Below are 13,225 nucleotides of genomic sequence, written 5' to 3' on the forward strand. Positions count from 1 at the left end.
CGATACCGGTGGTGCCTGCAATCAAGCCAGGTCGCTGGGCAAATGATGATTACAGAACATCGTCGGTATCCTATCTGGAATAGTTTTAGCAATAACAGCTGATCTATCCATAGATCTTTCTATTATTCATGTTTAAGTTTTTTCATTTGTTCCAAGGCGTGCTGGATATCCTGAATCAAGTCTTTCGGGTGTTCCAGACCAATACAGAATCGCACCAGTAAGCCGTCTTTTAGGTGGGAATGTTGCAGCACGCGCATGTCATTTAAGTTATATAACATGACCAGACTGACAGGACCACCCCAGCTAAAGCCAAGCTTGAACAGGCTTAAACTGTCACAGAAATTCCGGATATCCTGTATTGTGTATTTGCTGTCAAAGATTACACTGACCAGACCGGCACTATGCGCTTGCCTGCAAATTTCTTTCCAGTATGGATGGCCTGCGCTGTCAGAATCAGCAGGATGCAATACCTGTATAAGCTCAGTTTGCTGTTTAAGCCAGTCCAAAATAGTGAGACAACTTTGTGACTGATGTTCATAGCGCAGTTGCATAGACGCCAGACTGCGTTGTACCTGAGCCACATCATCCCCAGAAACACTAATGCCTTGAAGGGCATGCGCACGGAACAGTTGGTGATGCAAGACTTTATCTCGTGTGACCACTGAGCCCATCAGGATGTCGCCACCACCGCTTGGATATTTGGTCAGTGCATGTACCGTAATATCTACACTTAAATGTTCATGACCAAAATCAAAGGCATTAAAAGCCAGACCTGCACCCCAGGTATTATCCAGTACAGTCACCATATTATGCGCCTGCGCCTTTTTCACCAAACCGGTCAAATCTGGGAATTCCAGGGTCACTGAGCCGGCAGCCTCGAGCCAGATCAGTTTGGCGTTATCTGTAGGCTGAAAAGTTTCAATCTCTATCGGATTATAGACTTTAACCGTAATTCCATAACGCTTCTCCAGATTGCGTAAATGTTCCATGTTTGGGCCATAGATGTTGTCAGCTACCCAAACCTCATCCCCCTGGCTTAAAAAACAGGAATTCACCAGATTAATCGCAGATAAACCGCTCGGTGCGAGCAGATGATACAAGCCACCTTCGAGTTGGGCGATATTGTCGCCAAGAGTAAACGTAGTGGGTGTGCCATGCGTGCCATAACTATAATCATACTCATCGCTCCAATGGCGATTAAACAGGGCATCGGTATTGTTAAAAATTATGGTCGATGCACGATAGAGGGGAGGCTGAATGCTCGAAATTAATTGAGGGGCCTTTCGTGGTGCATGAATCAGGCGAGTTTGAGAGTCTTGTTTCACGTGAATGCGCTCAAATGTAATCAAATATTACTCTAGCTTAAGAGAATCTGTGACTCACTGCCAGTTACGTTATGAATTGTTTAAAAACAGCAGGGGTAGAAAAAACTTGGCTTCATTTTTGCAAAAGCTAAAGCCATATAGCTAAAAAAATAGGTTGAGGAGCATGAAGTCGCATTTAAAAGTGCATTATTTTCAGCATATTGCTGGTGAAGGTTTCGGTAGTTGTTATGAGTTTTTGAAGCAGCATCAGGCGCAAATTACCGCGACTGAATTTTTTGCTTTACCTGTAGACCCACCTCTGGAGATCGAGGCATTGCCTGCAGTAGAAGAGGTGGATTTGCTGATCATTATGGGTGGAACCATGAGTGTGAATGATGAAGCAAATTTCCCTTGGTTAAAAATAGAAAAACGCTGGTTGCGTCGCTATCTTTCACACGGTAAACCGGCAATTGGCCTGTGCCTGGGTGGGCAGTTGATTGCAAATGCCCTGGGTGCAGGCGTTAGCCGCAATCCGGAGCAGGAATTGGGGTGGACCACGGTGCAGAGGGTAGTCAATCTGCCGGAATCGTGTTTTAGCTTGCCGGAGCAGTTCAATATTCTACAGTGGCATAATGAAACTTTTGAACTGCCCAAAGGTGCAATCCATCTGGCAGAAAATGAAGCCTGTCGTAATCAGATGTATCAACTGGGCAGAAATGTATTAGGTTTCCAGTTTCATCCAGAAATTACACCCGAAACACTCGAATTGTTTTTGGAAAATGAGGAAGAGCTGGGGCAATTTTCAGGAAGATATGTACAAAACTTGGTTGAGCTAAAAAAAACCCCAAAACAGAAATTTATTGAAGGAAATCATATATTAAACCGTGCGATAGAATATGTTCTGGCAAAAACTGCCTGATATTCAATCAATAAGCCATTATTTAAGTCATCAATTTAAAACTTGGATAAAACCATAAAAGAGATTTGCTTATGCAATAAACAATGGCTATAATAAGCGACCCTTCAATAGGAAGGGGGTTAACTGCGAATAAAGTAGTTAACTATCGTTACAGTCGTGGCATCGATCATGACCTTAGTGATAATTCACTGCTCTTGACACTTGCCCACATTAAAGTGGGGTGAGATGCGTCAAGAGTGATTCTTTATATATTTGGCTTGGAGTTTACTGGTATGTCTAACCAGAGAATTCGTATCCGTCTTAAGTCTTTTGATCATCGTCTGATCGATCAATCAGCTCAAGAAATCGTAGAAACCGCAAAACGTACTGGCGCACAAGTGTGTGGTCCAATTCCAATGCCTACACGTATTGAACGTTTTAACGTTTTAACATCACCACACGTAAACAAAGACGCGCGTGACCAGTACGAAATCCGTACTTACAAGCGTTTGATCGACATCGTTCAACCTACAGACAAAACTGTAGATGCATTGATGAAGTTAGATCTTGCAGCTGGTGTTGATGTTCAGATCGCATTGGGTTAAGGCTTTCGGGTTAATTAACACTCTAAGTTAATTAGGCCGCTTTTTTAGAGGTTTATGCACATGGCTATTGGTTTAGTCGGTCGCAAGTGCGGTATGACACGTATCTTTACAGATGCTGGTGTTTCTGTGCCTGTTACAGTGATTGAGGTTGATCCTAACCGCATCACTCAAATCAAAACGCTTGAAACTGATGGTTATCAAGCGATTCAAATCACTACTGGTGAACGTCGCGAATCTCGCGTAACTAACGCTCAGAAAGGTCACTTCGCGAAAGCGGGTGTTGCTGCTGGTCGTCTGGTTCAAGAATTCCGTGTTTCAGAAGCTGAGCTTGAAGGTCGTGAAGTTGGTGGTACGCTTACCGTTGAAATGTTCCAGGTTGGTCAAGTTGTTGACGTAACTGGTACTTCTAAAGGTAAGGGTTTCCAAGGTGGTGTTAAGCGTTGGAACTTCCGTACTCAAGACGCTACTCACGGTAACTCACTTTCTCACCGTGTTCTAGGTTCTACTGGTCAAAACCAGACTCCTGGTCGCGTGTTCAAAGGCAAAAAAATGGCTGGCCATTTAGGTGCTGAACGCGTAACTACACAGGGTCTTGAAATCGTTGCTATCGACACTGAGCGTTCAGTTCTTGTTGTTAAAGGCGCGGTTCCTGGTGCTACTGGTGGCGACGTAACTGTTCGTCCTACTATCAAGGCCTGAGGGGAAATAACGTGAATTTAAATACTGTTTCCGGCTCTGCTGTTGAATTATCAGAAGTTGCGTTCGGTCGTGAATTTAATGAAGCTCTTGTACACCAAGTTGTTACAGCTTACTTAGCTGGTGGTCGTCAAGGTTCTAAAGCTCAAAAATCACGTGCAGACGTTTCTGGCGGTGGTAAAAAACCATTCCGTCAAAAAGGTACTGGCCGCGCTCGTGCTGGTTCTATTCGTAGCCCAATCTGGGTTGGCGGTGGTAAAACTTTTGCTGCTCGTCCACAAGACTGGTCTCAAAAAGTAAACCGTAAAATGTACCGCGGTGCTATGCAATGCATCCTGGCTGAGCTTGTTCGTCAAGATCGCCTAGTTTTAGTTGAAGAGTTTGCTGTTGCAGCTCCAAAAACTAAAGAATTGCTTGCAAAACTTAACGACTTGAATGCGACTCGCGCATTGATCGTTACTGATGCTGTTGATGAGAACCTGTATCTTGCTGCACGTAACCTTCCACACGTTGATGTGGTTGATGCTGCTGCAATCGATCCGGTTAGCTTGATTGCGTTCGACAAAGTTGTTATGTCTGTAGCTGCTGCTAAGAAAATTGAGGTAGAACTCGGATGAACAACGAACGTATCTATCAAGTCCTGCAAGGACCTGTATTCTCAGAAAAAGCACAAGTTTTAGGTGAAACTGCTGGTGTTCAAGTGTTTAAAGTTGCATTAAATGCAAACAAGCTTGAAATCAAAAAAGCAGTGGAACAACTCTTTGGTGTGGAAGTTGTTAAAGTTAACACGACTATCACTAAAGGTAAGTCTAAACGCTTTGGTAAAACATTAGGACGTCGTTCTGATGTTAAAAAAGCATACGTCACCCTGAAAGCTGGCCAAGATGTAGAAATGGCTGACTTGGGCGATACCGCTGAAAGCACAGCGGAATAAGGACGAGAATTATGCCTATTCAAAAATGTAAGCCAACGTCTCCAGGACGTCGCTTTGTAGAGAAAGTGGTTCATAATCACCTTCACAAAGGCGCACCATACGCTCCGTTGGTAGAAGCTAAAAAACGTACTGGCGGCCGTAACAACAACGGTCACATCACGACTCGTCACGTTGGTGGCGGTCACAAGCAGCACTACCGTCTAGTTGACTTTAAACGTAACAAAGATGGTATTCCTGCAACTGTAGAGCGTATCGAATACGATCCTAACCGTACTGCACACATTGCACTTGTATTGTATGCTGACGGTGAGCGTCGCTATATCATCGCTCCTAAAGGCCTTCGCGCTGGCGATAAAGTACAGTCTGGTAACGATGCTCCAATTCGTCCAGGTAACTGCTTGCCGCTTCGCAACATGCCAATCGGTTCTACTCTTCACAACATCGAACTTAAAATCGGTAAAGGCGCGCAGTTAGCTCGTTCAGCTGGTACTTCAGTTCAGCTGTTGGGTCGTGACGGTTCTTACGCTATCGTTCGTCTACGTTCAGGCGAGATGCGTAAAATTCACGTTGAATGCCGTGCTGTGTTAGGTGAAGTATCTAACTCAGAAAGCAACCTTCGTTCACTAGGTAAAGCTGGTGCATCACGCTGGCGTGGTGTTCGTCCTACCGTTCGTGGTATGGCGATGAACCCAGTTGACCATCCACATGGTGGTGGTGAAGGGCGTAATAAAGGTATTCAACCTGTAAGCCCATGGGGTCAAAAAGCTAAAGGGTACAAAACACGTACCAATAAGCGTACGACTAAGATGATTATTCGCGACCGTCGCGTTAAGTAACAAGTAAAGGAATCTGACAATGCCTCGTTCTCTGAAAAAAGGCCCATTCGTCGATGCGCACTTGTTCGCTAAGGTTGAAGCGGCTATCGCGGCTAATAACCGTAAGCCGATCAAAACTTGGTCGCGTCGTTCGATGATCCTACCGGATTTTGTTGGTTTAACAATTTCTGTACACAATGGCCGTAACCACGTTCCTGTGATCATTTCTGAACACATGGTTGGTCACAAGCTTGGTGAATTTGCACCAACTCGTACCTATCGCGGTCACGGTGTTGACAAGAAATCTAAACGTTAATGGGTGCTATGATGGAAGTAACTGCTAAATTACGCGGTGCCGCTATCTCGGCACAAAAAGCTCGTTTGGTTGCAGATCTTATCCGCGGCAAATCTGTTGCGCACGCTCTTAACATTCTTAACTTCAGCAACAAAAAAGCTGCAGTTCTAGTTAAGAAAGCGTTGGAATCTGCAATTGCAAACGCTGAACACAATAACAGTTTAGATGTAGACGATCTTAAAGTTTCTACGATCTACGTTGATGAAGGCATGAGCCTGAAACGTATTATGCCACGTGCTAAAGGCCGTGCAGATCGTATTACTAAGCGTACTTGTCACATCACCGTTAAGGTAGGGGTTTGATATGGGTCAGAAGGTTCATCCAATCGGTATCCGCCTAGGTGTTGTGAAACGTCATAACGCTAACTGGTATGCGAATCCGAAACAATACGCTGAATACTTGCTTAAAGATCTTCAAGTTCGTGAGTTTTTAACTAAAAAACTTAAAAACGCGATGATCAGCAATATTCTTATCGAACGCCCGACAGGCGCTGCTAAAGTAACTATTAGCACTGCGCGTCCTGGTATCGTGATCGGTAAAAAAGGCGAAGATATTGAGAAACTACAACGCGAATTGACAGCTATCATGGGTGTCCCTGCGCAAGTAAGTATCAATGAAATTGATCGTCCAGACTTAGACGCGCGTCTAGTTGCTGAAGCTATCGCTTCTCAATTAGAAAAACGTGTAATGTTCCGTCGTGCTATGAAGCGTGCGGTACAAAACACCATGCGTGCTGGTGCTAAAGGTATCAAAGTAGAAGTTTCAGGCCGTTTAGGTGGTGCTGAGATTGCTCGTACTGAGTGGTATCGTGAAGGTCGTGTACCTCTACATACGCTTCGTGCAGATATCGACTATGCGACTATGCGTGCTGAGACTACTTACGGTACGATCGGTGTTAAAGTTTGGATCTTCCGTGGTGAGATCTTGGGCGGCATGAAACAAGTCATGAACCCAGCTCCAGCAGAAGAACGTCCAGCTAAACGCGGTCGTGGTCGTGGTGAAGGTCAAGAGCGTCGTGGTCGTCGCAATGATCGTTCTGCTGAAAAAGGAGAATAATCCATGTTGCAACCTAAGCGTACTAAATTCCGTAAAGTGCAGAAAGGCCGTAACACTGGTCTAGCACACCGCGGTAGCACAGTATCTTTCGGTACTATTGCACTTAAATCAGTTGAACGTGGTCAAATGACTGCGCGTCAAATTGAAGCAGCGCGTCGTACAATTAGCCGTCGTATTAAGCGTGGTGGTAAGATCTTTATCCGTGTATTCCCGGACAAACCGATTACTTCTAAGCCTCTTGAAGTGCGTATGGGTAAAGGTAAAGGTTCTGTGGAATATTGGGTTTGCCAAATCAAACCAGGTAAAGTCTTGTACGAAATTGATGGTGTTAACGAAGAACTGGCTCGCGAAGCGTTTACGCTTGCAGCAGCTAAACTTCCGTTTAAAACCGCTATCGTGACTCGGACGGTAATGTAATGAAAACTAAAGATCTACGTGAAAAGTCGGTAGAAGAGTTGACAGCTTTGCTTGATGAGCAACAGCTTAACCAATTCCGTCTTCGTATGGCGAAAGCAACTGGTCAATTGGGTAAATCGCATGAAGTTGCACTTACTCGTCAGACTATTGCTCGTATTAAGACCCTCCTTACCGAAAAACAGGGGAACGGACAATGAGTGATAAAACAGTCCGCACGTTAACTGGCAAAGTTGTAAGCGACAAGATGGATAAATCTATCGTTGTGCTTATTGAACGCCAAGTTCAACACCCGTTGTATGGCAAATTAATCCGCCGTTCAACAAAATTACATGCTCATGATGAGAACAATACAGCGAAAGCTGGTGATGTTGTAACCATTAAAGAAAGCCGCCCAATTTCTAAAACTAAGTCTTGGACTCTAGTTGAAGTTGTTGAAGCAGCTGCTGAGTAATTAACGTTCTTGTTGCATCATCGGTCAATTTCGAGTACTCTTTGAGCCTTTCGAAATTTCGACCGGTGTTGCTCGGTTTTGGAGTAGGGCAATGATTCAGACCGAAACTATGCTCGACGTAGCAGACAACAGTGGTGCACGCCGCGTACAATGTATTAAAGTACTTGGTGGCTCGCATCGTCGTTATGCTTCTGTTGGCGACATTATTAAAGTTACTGTAAAAGAAGCAATTCCACGCGCACGTGTTAAAAAAGGTGACGTGATGAATGCGGTTGTGGTTCGTACAAAATTCGGTATCCGTCGTGCAGACGGTTCAGTGATTCGTTTCGACGATAACGCTGCTGTTATTTTGAACAACAACAAAGCGCCGATTGCAACTCGTATTTTCGGACCAGTGACTCGTGAACTTCGTACTGAACAGTTCATGAAAATTATTTCATTGGCTCCTGAAGTTCTATAAGAGGCGATCATGGCTAAGATTAAAAAAGGCGATCAAGTAATTGTGATCGCAGGTAAAGAAAAAGGCAAACAGGGTACTGTTCTGTCTGTTTCTAATGACCGTGTTAAGGTTGAAGGCCTTAACTTGGTGAAGAAGCATCAGAAGCCGAACCGTGCTACAGGCGCTGAAGGTAGCGTTGTAACTCAGGAAGCTTCGCTTCATATTTCAAACGTGGCAGTTTTTAATGCTACAACCCAAAAGGCTGACCGTGTTGGTTACCAAGTGATTGATGGCGTGAAAACTCGCGTATTCAAATCAAATGGTGAATCAGTGGCGGTAGCGAAGTAATAGGTTGATATAGGCCATGGCCAGACTTAAAACACGTTACAATGACGAACTTAAAGCTCAGTTACAAGAAGTATTGGGCGTTAAGAATGTGATGGAGATTCCTCGCATCACTAAAATCACGATCAACATGGGTGTTGGCGCAGCTGCTGCTGACAAAAAACTCCTTGATGGTGCTCTTTCAGATATGCAAGCTATCGCTGGTCAAAAACCAGTACTTACGTTAGCTCGTAAATCAATCGCTGGTTTTAAAATCCGTGATGGTTGGCCGATCGGTTGTAAAGTTACTTTACGCGGCGAACGTATGTACGAATTCTTAGACCGTTTGATCTCGATTGCGATCCCTCGTATTCGTGACTTCCGTGGTTTCTCTGCGAAATCATTCGATGGTCGTGGAAACTACTCAATGGGTCTTAAGGAACAAATCATGTTCCCTGAAATCGATTTTGACAAGATTGATCGTATTCGTGGTATGGATATTACCATTACTACGACTGCTCGCACCGATGACGAAGGCCGTGCGCTTATGCGTGCATTCGGCTTCCCGTTCAAATAAGAGGTCGATATGGCTAAGAAAGGTATGATTAATCGCGAATTGAAACGCGAAGCTACTGTTGCTAAATACGCTGCAAAACGTGCTGAATTAAAAGCTGTTATTGCAAACGTAAATGCATCAGACGAAGAACGTTTCGAAGCGATGATGAAATTACAAGCATTACCACGTAATGCATCTCCAGTACGTCTACGTAACCGTTGTGGTTTAACTGGTCGTCCTCATGGTTACTTCCGTAAGTTCGGTTTAAGCCGTAACAAATTACGTGAAACAGTAATGCAAGGTGATGTACCTGGCGTTGTTAAGGCAAGCTGGTAAGGAGCACTATAGATGAGTATGCAAGATACCGTTGCCGACATGCTAACACGTGTTCGTAACGCACAAATGGCGAAGAAACAATCTGTTTCTATGCCTAATTCTAAGTTGAAAGTAGCAATTGCTAACTTACTTCAACAAGAAGGTTATATTTCAAACGTAGAAGTTGCAGATGCTGAAGGCAAACCAACTCTTACTTTGACTTTAAAGTATTTCGAAGGCAAACCAGTTATTGAAACTGTGAAACGCGTAAGCCGTCCAGGTCTACGTCAGTATCGCGGTAAAGATGCACTTCCAAGCGTTAAGCAAGGTTTAGGTATTGCAATTGTTTCTACAAGCAAAGGCATCATGACTGATCGCGCTGCACGTGCTGCAGGCGTTGGTGGTGAAGTTATTGCTTTTGTTTCTTAATAGGTGATTCCTCATGTCTCGTGTGGCTAAAGCCCCAGTAACTGTACCTAACGGTGTAACAGTTACTCAGAACGGCCGGCAGGTCGAAGTGAAAGGCACTAAAGGTACATTGTCTTTCAACCTGCATGCGCTGGTCGAGCTTAAACAGGAAGACGGTACATTAGCTATTGCTCCAGTAGAAGAGTCGAAAGACGCTTGGATGCAAGCTGGTACTGCTCGCGCTGTGCTTAACAACCTTGTAAAAGGTGTGAGCGAAGGTTTCGAACGTAAGTTACAGCTTATCGGTGTTGGTTATAAAGCTGCGGTTAAAGGTGACGTTGTTCATCTTAACCTTGGTTTCTCTCACCCGATCGATTATGCACTTCCTGCAGGTGTAACTGCTGAAACTCCAACTGCAACTGAAATCATTCTTAAATCTGCTGATAAAGCAGCTTTAGGACAGGTTGCTGCAGATATCCGTGGTTACCGTCCACCAGAGCCGTATAAAGGCAAAGGTGTTCGTTATTCTGACGAAGTTGTACTTCGTAAAGAAGCTAAGAAGAAATAAGGCGCGAGGTTCTTATGAACGAAAAGAAACAATCCCGTTTGCGTCGTGCGAAAAGCACACGCTTGCACATCCGTGCATTGGGTGCGACTCGTTTGTGTGTAAACCGCACTCCGCGTCACATCTATGCTCAAGTTATCTCTGCAGATGGTGGCAAAGTATTAGCGCAAGCTTCTACTTTAGACGCTACTCTACGTGCGGGTACAACTGGTAACGTTGAAGCAGCTCAAAAAGTAGGTGCTTTAATCGCAGAACGCGCTAAAGCAGCTGGTGTTACTAAAGTTGCATTTGACCGTTCTGGTTTTAAATATCATGGTCGTATCAAAGCCTTGGCTGATGCTGCTCGTGAAAACGGCTTGGAGTTCTAATCATGGCTAAAGTTGAACAAAACGAAGGTCTTGTTGAAAAGCTGGTTGCCGTTGATCGTGTAGCCAAAGTTGTTAAGGGTGGTCGTATCTTCTCTTTCACAGCATTAACTGTTGTGGGTGATGGTAATGGTCGCGTAGGTTTTGGTCGTGGTAAAGCACGTGAAGTTCCAGCTGCTATCTCTAAAGCACTTGAAGCTGCTCGTCGCAATATGATTACTGTTGACCTTGTTGATGGTACGTTACAGCATCCAATTCATGCACGTCACGGCGCTAGTCGCGTATTCATGCAGCCTGCCTCTGAAGGTACAGGTGTAATTGCTGGTGGCGCTATGCGTGCAGTTCTAGAAGCTGTAGGCGTACGTAACGTGTTGACTAAATGCCGTGGTTCTACTAACGCTGCTAACGTAGTAAACGCAACTTTCAATGGTTTGCGTGATATGACTACTCCTGAAAAGGTTGCTGCGAAACGTGGTCTTTCAGTAGAACAAATTCAAGGGTAATCAATCATGAAAACGATTAAAGTTACCCAGACTAAATCTGCATCGCACCGCTTGAAAAATCACAAGCTTAGCCTGCAAGGTTTAGGTCTGCGTCGTATTGGTCATACTGTAGAAGTGTTAGACACACCTTCTAACCGTGGTATGATCAACCAAGTCTACTATATGGTTAGTGTAGAGGAATAAGCCATGACTCTGCGTTTAAATACAATTGCACCTGCAGAAGGTGCTAAACGTGACAACCTTCGTCTAGGCCGTGGTATCGGTTCTGGCGTTGGTAAGACCGGTGGCCGTGGTGTCAAGGGTCAAAACTCACGTAAGAGCGGTGGTACTCGTCCAGGTTTCGAAGGCGGTCAAACAGCACTTTATCGTCGTTTGCCTAAATTCGGCTTCACTAGCCAATTGGCTTTGAAAACTGCTGAAGTACGTTTATCTGAGCTTGCTAAAGTTGAAGGCGACATCGTGTCTCTAGAAACTTTAAAAGCTGCGAACGTTGTACGTAAAGACATGACTCGTGCTCGTATCGTACTTTCTGGTGAAATTACTCGTGCATTCACTATTCAAGGTGTTGCATTGACTAAAGGCGCTAAAGCTGCTGTTGAAGCTGCTGGCGGCAAAGTCGAGGAGTAATCCCCAGTGTCTATGACTCCTAGTTCTTCAGGTCATGTCAACATGATGAAAGGCCAACCATTTCATGTGAAATACCGTGAAATTATTCGTCGAATGATGTTTCTCATTGGTGCGTTGTTGGTGTTTCGACTAGGAGCGCATATTCCAGTACCAGGCATCAATAATGCTGCGTTGGAAAACTTGTTTAATGCAAACTCAGGTACGATCCTGGGTTTGTTTAACATGTTTTCTGGAGGGGCATTAGAACGAATGTCGATTCTTGCTCTGGGGATCATGCCTTACATTTCTGCATCGATTATTGTGCAGCTGATGTCAACGGTGGTTCCTTCGCTGGAAGCTTTAAAGAAAGAAGGCGAGCAAGGCAAGCGTAAAATTAATCAATACACACGACAAGGCACCTTATTCTTGGCGCTGGTACAGGCGATAGGTATGTGTGCGGGCCTCATCAGTCAGGGAATTACCCTGAATACTGGTTTGGCTTTTTATGTTCCTGCAGTAACCTCACTGGTTGCCGGGACCATGTTCTTGATGTGGTTGGGTGAGCAGATTACCGAACGTGGGGTGGGAAATGGTATTTCCATGATCATCTTTGCGGGTATTGTTGCCGGATTGCCTAATCTGATTATGCAATCATTGTCATCTGTAGATAATGGCCAGACCAGCCTAATCGGCTTGGTAATTTTTGGTTTACTGTCTTTAGGTGTCTTGGCAGCGATCGTGTTTATCGAGAAAGCGCAGCGTCGCATTCCGGTGAACTATGCTCAAAAACAACAGGGTCGTCGTGTATTTACTGCACAGCAGACACATTTGCCATTAAAAATTAATATGGCGGGTGTGATTCCGGCAATTTTTGCCAGTTCATTGCTTTTGTTCCCTGCGAGCTTAGGTCAATGGGTGGGCAGTGCAGATCCAAATGCTGGATTTATTAAACGTAGCCTGCAAGATTTGGCATTGGTGTTGTCGCCTGGTCAGCCGTTGTATTTGGTGCTCTTTGGTGCGTTAATTATCTTTTTCTGTTACTTCTATACAGCACTGGTATTTAGTCCTAAAGAAGTGTCAGAGAACTTGAAACGCAGCGGAGCTTACGTGCCTGGTATACGTCCAGGTGAGCAAACTGCTCGTTACTTAGATCATATTCTCAATCGTTTGACGTTTATTGGCGCGATTTATATCACTGTCATTTGTTTGATGCCGATGATATTGCAAAGTTCATTTGGTATTCCATTCTATTTGGGTGGTACTTCTTTGCTGATTGTTGTGGTAGTGGTGATGGACTTTATGGCTCAGCTGCAATCACATCTCACTTCGCACCAATACGATAATCAAACGTTAATGAGAAAAACGACTGCTCATCCTAAGGGATAAGCGCACTTGAGGTTTCATCATGAAAGTACAAGCTTCTGTTAAAAAAATTTGTGGTAGCTGTAAAGTTATCCGTCGTAATGGGGTTATCCGCGTAATTTGTAGCGCAGAACCTCGTCATAAGCAGCGTCAAGGTTAATCTGATTAAGACCTGTTGATTTCTGTAGGCGAATTAGGTTATTATCCGCCCCTCAAGATTTTTGTGGGGCGGTTGATTATCTACTGCCTTT

24 protein-coding genes and 1 pseudogene are annotated in these 13,225 nt (G+C 44.5%); 24 read left to right on the forward strand and 1 reads right to left on the reverse strand.

Going from position 1 to position 13,225, the window contains the following annotated elements:
- Window positions 1–122: 122 nt before the first annotated feature.
- Entirely contained in the window at window positions 123–1,325 is a 1,203-nt protein-coding gene (locus VXQ11_RS09825; protein ID WP_416680893.1) for a PLP-dependent transferase, read from the reverse strand.
- A 163-nt stretch (window positions 1,326–1,488) separates the two neighbouring features.
- Here VXQ11_RS09825 and VXQ11_RS09830 point away from each other — a divergent pair, with 163 nt between their 5' ends.
- From VXQ11_RS09830 to rpmJ, 24 genes and pseudogenes are all read left to right on the forward strand, one after another.
- Window positions 1,489–2,223 carry a type 1 glutamine amidotransferase gene (locus VXQ11_RS09830; protein ID WP_064102406.1) on the forward strand — a complete coding sequence of 245 codons (735 nt, stop codon included), beginning with the start codon at window positions 1,489–1,491 and terminating at the stop codon, window positions 2,221–2,223.
- A 272-nt stretch (window positions 2,224–2,495) separates the two neighbouring features.
- A complete protein-coding gene (gene rpsJ / locus VXQ11_RS09835; RefSeq protein ID WP_000070912.1) occupies window positions 2,496–2,807 on the forward strand; it encodes a 30S ribosomal protein S10 in 312 nt (103 codons plus the stop codon).
- Window positions 2,808–2,867: 60 nt separating this feature from the next.
- Entirely contained in the window at window positions 2,868–3,506 is a 639-nt protein-coding gene (gene rplC / locus VXQ11_RS09840) for a 50S ribosomal protein L3 (RefSeq protein WP_064094523.1), read from the forward strand.
- A gap of 11 nt (window positions 3,507–3,517) precedes the next feature.
- Window positions 3,518–4,120 (forward strand): 50S ribosomal protein L4, encoded by a 603-nt coding sequence (gene rplD, locus VXQ11_RS09845; protein WP_035265093.1) that lies wholly within the window; start codon window positions 3,518–3,520, stop codon window positions 4,118–4,120.
- Window positions 4,117–4,437: a 50S ribosomal protein L23 gene (gene rplW, locus VXQ11_RS09850; RefSeq protein WP_004281510.1), complete on the forward strand. Its 321-nt coding sequence runs from the start codon at window positions 4,117–4,119 to the stop codon at window positions 4,435–4,437. The genes rplD and rplW overlap by 4 nt, the downstream gene beginning before the upstream one ends.
- A gap of 11 nt (window positions 4,438–4,448) precedes the next feature.
- Window positions 4,449–5,273: a 50S ribosomal protein L2 gene (rplB, locus tag VXQ11_RS09855; protein WP_064094522.1), complete on the forward strand. Its 825-nt coding sequence runs from the start codon at window positions 4,449–4,451 to the stop codon at window positions 5,271–5,273.
- A gap of 19 nt (window positions 5,274–5,292) precedes the next feature.
- Complete coding sequence (rpsS, locus tag VXQ11_RS09860) at window positions 5,293–5,568, forward strand: 30S ribosomal protein S19 (protein WP_004673001.1); 276 nt, start codon at window positions 5,293–5,295, stop codon at window positions 5,566–5,568.
- Between the two features lie 11 nt (window positions 5,569–5,579).
- On the forward strand, window positions 5,580–5,909 hold the full coding sequence (rplV, locus tag VXQ11_RS09865; RefSeq protein ID WP_001982638.1) for a 50S ribosomal protein L22: 330 nt from the start codon (window positions 5,580–5,582) through the stop codon (window positions 5,907–5,909).
- Between the two features lies 1 nt (window position 5,910).
- Window positions 5,911–6,727: pseudogene (rpsC, locus tag VXQ11_RS09870) on the forward strand (30S ribosomal protein S3).
- A complete protein-coding gene (gene rplP / locus VXQ11_RS09875) occupies window positions 6,667–7,080 on the forward strand; it encodes a 50S ribosomal protein L16 (protein ID WP_004281506.1) in 414 nt (137 codons plus the stop codon). The pseudogene rpsC and the gene rplP overlap by 61 nt, the downstream one beginning before the upstream one ends.
- Entirely contained in the window at window positions 7,080–7,277 is a 198-nt protein-coding gene (rpmC, locus tag VXQ11_RS09880; protein WP_004281505.1) for a 50S ribosomal protein L29, read from the forward strand. Before rplP ends, rpmC begins: the two co-directional genes overlap by 1 nt.
- On the forward strand, window positions 7,274–7,531 hold the full coding sequence (gene rpsQ, locus VXQ11_RS09885) for a 30S ribosomal protein S17 (RefSeq protein WP_004281504.1): 258 nt from the start codon (window positions 7,274–7,276) through the stop codon (window positions 7,529–7,531). The genes rpmC and rpsQ overlap by 4 nt, the downstream gene beginning before the upstream one ends.
- Window positions 7,532–7,622: 91 nt before the next feature.
- Complete coding sequence (gene rplN, locus VXQ11_RS09890; protein ID WP_004281503.1) at window positions 7,623–7,991, forward strand: 50S ribosomal protein L14; 369 nt, start codon at window positions 7,623–7,625, stop codon at window positions 7,989–7,991.
- Between the two features lie 9 nt (window positions 7,992–8,000).
- Window positions 8,001–8,318, forward strand: coding sequence for a 50S ribosomal protein L24 (rplX, locus tag VXQ11_RS09895; RefSeq protein WP_004281502.1), 318 nt, complete (start codon window positions 8,001–8,003; stop codon window positions 8,316–8,318).
- Between the two features lie 16 nt (window positions 8,319–8,334).
- Entirely contained in the window at window positions 8,335–8,871 is a 537-nt protein-coding gene (gene rplE, locus VXQ11_RS09900) for a 50S ribosomal protein L5 (RefSeq protein WP_004645057.1), read from the forward strand.
- Window positions 8,872–8,880: 9 nt separating this feature from the next.
- The gene (rpsN, locus tag VXQ11_RS09905) at window positions 8,881–9,186 is read left to right on the forward strand and encodes a 30S ribosomal protein S14 (RefSeq protein ID WP_004732275.1); all 306 of its coding nucleotides are present in this window, start codon (window positions 8,881–8,883) and stop codon (window positions 9,184–9,186) included.
- 12 nt (window positions 9,187–9,198) lie between these two features.
- Window positions 9,199–9,594 carry a 30S ribosomal protein S8 gene (gene rpsH / locus VXQ11_RS09910; protein ID WP_064094520.1) on the forward strand — a complete coding sequence of 132 codons (396 nt, stop codon included), beginning with the start codon at window positions 9,199–9,201 and terminating at the stop codon, window positions 9,592–9,594.
- Between the two features lie 13 nt (window positions 9,595–9,607).
- Window positions 9,608–10,141 carry a 50S ribosomal protein L6 gene (gene rplF / locus VXQ11_RS09915; protein ID WP_064094519.1) on the forward strand — a complete coding sequence of 178 codons (534 nt, stop codon included), beginning with the start codon at window positions 9,608–9,610 and terminating at the stop codon, window positions 10,139–10,141.
- A 14-nt stretch (window positions 10,142–10,155) separates the two neighbouring features.
- On the forward strand, window positions 10,156–10,506 hold the full coding sequence (rplR, locus tag VXQ11_RS09920; protein WP_004281497.1) for a 50S ribosomal protein L18: 351 nt from the start codon (window positions 10,156–10,158) through the stop codon (window positions 10,504–10,506).
- Window positions 10,507–10,508: 2 nt separating this feature from the next.
- Complete coding sequence (gene rpsE / locus VXQ11_RS09925) at window positions 10,509–11,006, forward strand: 30S ribosomal protein S5 (protein WP_004281496.1); 498 nt, start codon at window positions 10,509–10,511, stop codon at window positions 11,004–11,006.
- Between the two features lie 6 nt (window positions 11,007–11,012).
- Entirely contained in the window at window positions 11,013–11,189 is a 177-nt protein-coding gene (rpmD, locus tag VXQ11_RS09930) for a 50S ribosomal protein L30 (RefSeq protein ID WP_004281495.1), read from the forward strand.
- A gap of 3 nt (window positions 11,190–11,192) precedes the next feature.
- Complete coding sequence (gene rplO, locus VXQ11_RS09935; protein WP_064094518.1) at window positions 11,193–11,633, forward strand: 50S ribosomal protein L15; 441 nt, start codon at window positions 11,193–11,195, stop codon at window positions 11,631–11,633.
- A gap of 45 nt (window positions 11,634–11,678) precedes the next feature.
- A complete protein-coding gene (secY, locus tag VXQ11_RS09940) occupies window positions 11,679–12,998 on the forward strand; it encodes a preprotein translocase subunit SecY (protein WP_416680952.1) in 1,320 nt (439 codons plus the stop codon).
- Window positions 12,999–13,017: 19 nt separating this feature from the next.
- Window positions 13,018–13,134 (forward strand): 50S ribosomal protein L36, encoded by a 117-nt coding sequence (gene rpmJ, locus VXQ11_RS09945; protein WP_000867907.1) that lies wholly within the window; start codon window positions 13,018–13,020, stop codon window positions 13,132–13,134.
- Window positions 13,135–13,225: the final 91 nt, after the last annotated feature.

This window comes from Acinetobacter sp. 197, assembly GCF_048148385.1.
Taxonomy (GTDB): Bacteria; Pseudomonadota; Gammaproteobacteria; order Pseudomonadales; family Moraxellaceae; genus Acinetobacter; species Acinetobacter pecorum.

Excerpts from the sequence above, each read along its gene's own strand:
- VXQ11_RS09830 (WP_064102406.1), top strand. The coding sequence starts at position 1,489 with ATGAAGTCGCATTTAAAAGTGCATTATTTTCAGCATATTGCTGGTGAA.
- rpsJ (WP_000070912.1), top strand. The coding sequence starts at position 2,496 with ATGTCTAACCAGAGAATTCGTATCCGTCTTAAGTCTTTTGATCATCGT.
- rplC (WP_064094523.1), top strand. The coding sequence starts at position 2,868 with ATGGCTATTGGTTTAGTCGGTCGCAAGTGCGGTATGACACGTATCTTT.
- rplW (WP_004281510.1), top strand. The coding sequence starts at position 4,117 with ATGAACAACGAACGTATCTATCAAGTCCTGCAAGGACCTGTATTCTCA.
- rplB (WP_064094522.1), top strand. The coding sequence starts at position 4,449 with ATGCCTATTCAAAAATGTAAGCCAACGTCTCCAGGACGTCGCTTTGTA.
- rpsS (WP_004673001.1), top strand. The coding sequence starts at position 5,293 with ATGCCTCGTTCTCTGAAAAAAGGCCCATTCGTCGATGCGCACTTGTTC.
- rplV (WP_001982638.1), top strand. The coding sequence starts at position 5,580 with ATGGAAGTAACTGCTAAATTACGCGGTGCCGCTATCTCGGCACAAAAA.
- rplP (WP_004281506.1), top strand. The coding sequence starts at position 6,667 with ATGTTGCAACCTAAGCGTACTAAATTCCGTAAAGTGCAGAAAGGCCGT.
- rpmC (WP_004281505.1), top strand. The coding sequence starts at position 7,080 with ATGAAAACTAAAGATCTACGTGAAAAGTCGGTAGAAGAGTTGACAGCT.
- rpsQ (WP_004281504.1), top strand. The coding sequence starts at position 7,274 with ATGAGTGATAAAACAGTCCGCACGTTAACTGGCAAAGTTGTAAGCGAC.
- rplN (WP_004281503.1), top strand. The coding sequence starts at position 7,623 with ATGATTCAGACCGAAACTATGCTCGACGTAGCAGACAACAGTGGTGCA.
- rplX (WP_004281502.1), top strand. The coding sequence starts at position 8,001 with ATGGCTAAGATTAAAAAAGGCGATCAAGTAATTGTGATCGCAGGTAAA.
- rplE (WP_004645057.1), top strand. The coding sequence starts at position 8,335 with ATGGCCAGACTTAAAACACGTTACAATGACGAACTTAAAGCTCAGTTA.
- rpsN (WP_004732275.1), top strand. The coding sequence starts at position 8,881 with ATGGCTAAGAAAGGTATGATTAATCGCGAATTGAAACGCGAAGCTACT.
- rpsH (WP_064094520.1), top strand. The coding sequence starts at position 9,199 with ATGAGTATGCAAGATACCGTTGCCGACATGCTAACACGTGTTCGTAAC.
- rplF (WP_064094519.1), top strand. The coding sequence starts at position 9,608 with ATGTCTCGTGTGGCTAAAGCCCCAGTAACTGTACCTAACGGTGTAACA.
- rplR (WP_004281497.1), top strand. The coding sequence starts at position 10,156 with ATGAACGAAAAGAAACAATCCCGTTTGCGTCGTGCGAAAAGCACACGC.
- rpsE (WP_004281496.1), top strand. The coding sequence starts at position 10,509 with ATGGCTAAAGTTGAACAAAACGAAGGTCTTGTTGAAAAGCTGGTTGCC.
- rpmD (WP_004281495.1), top strand. The coding sequence starts at position 11,013 with ATGAAAACGATTAAAGTTACCCAGACTAAATCTGCATCGCACCGCTTG.
- rplO (WP_064094518.1), top strand. The coding sequence starts at position 11,193 with ATGACTCTGCGTTTAAATACAATTGCACCTGCAGAAGGTGCTAAACGT.
- secY (WP_416680952.1), top strand. The coding sequence starts at position 11,679 with ATGAAAGGCCAACCATTTCATGTGAAATACCGTGAAATTATTCGTCGA.
- rpmJ (WP_000867907.1), top strand. The coding sequence starts at position 13,018 with ATGAAAGTACAAGCTTCTGTTAAAAAAATTTGTGGTAGCTGTAAAGTT.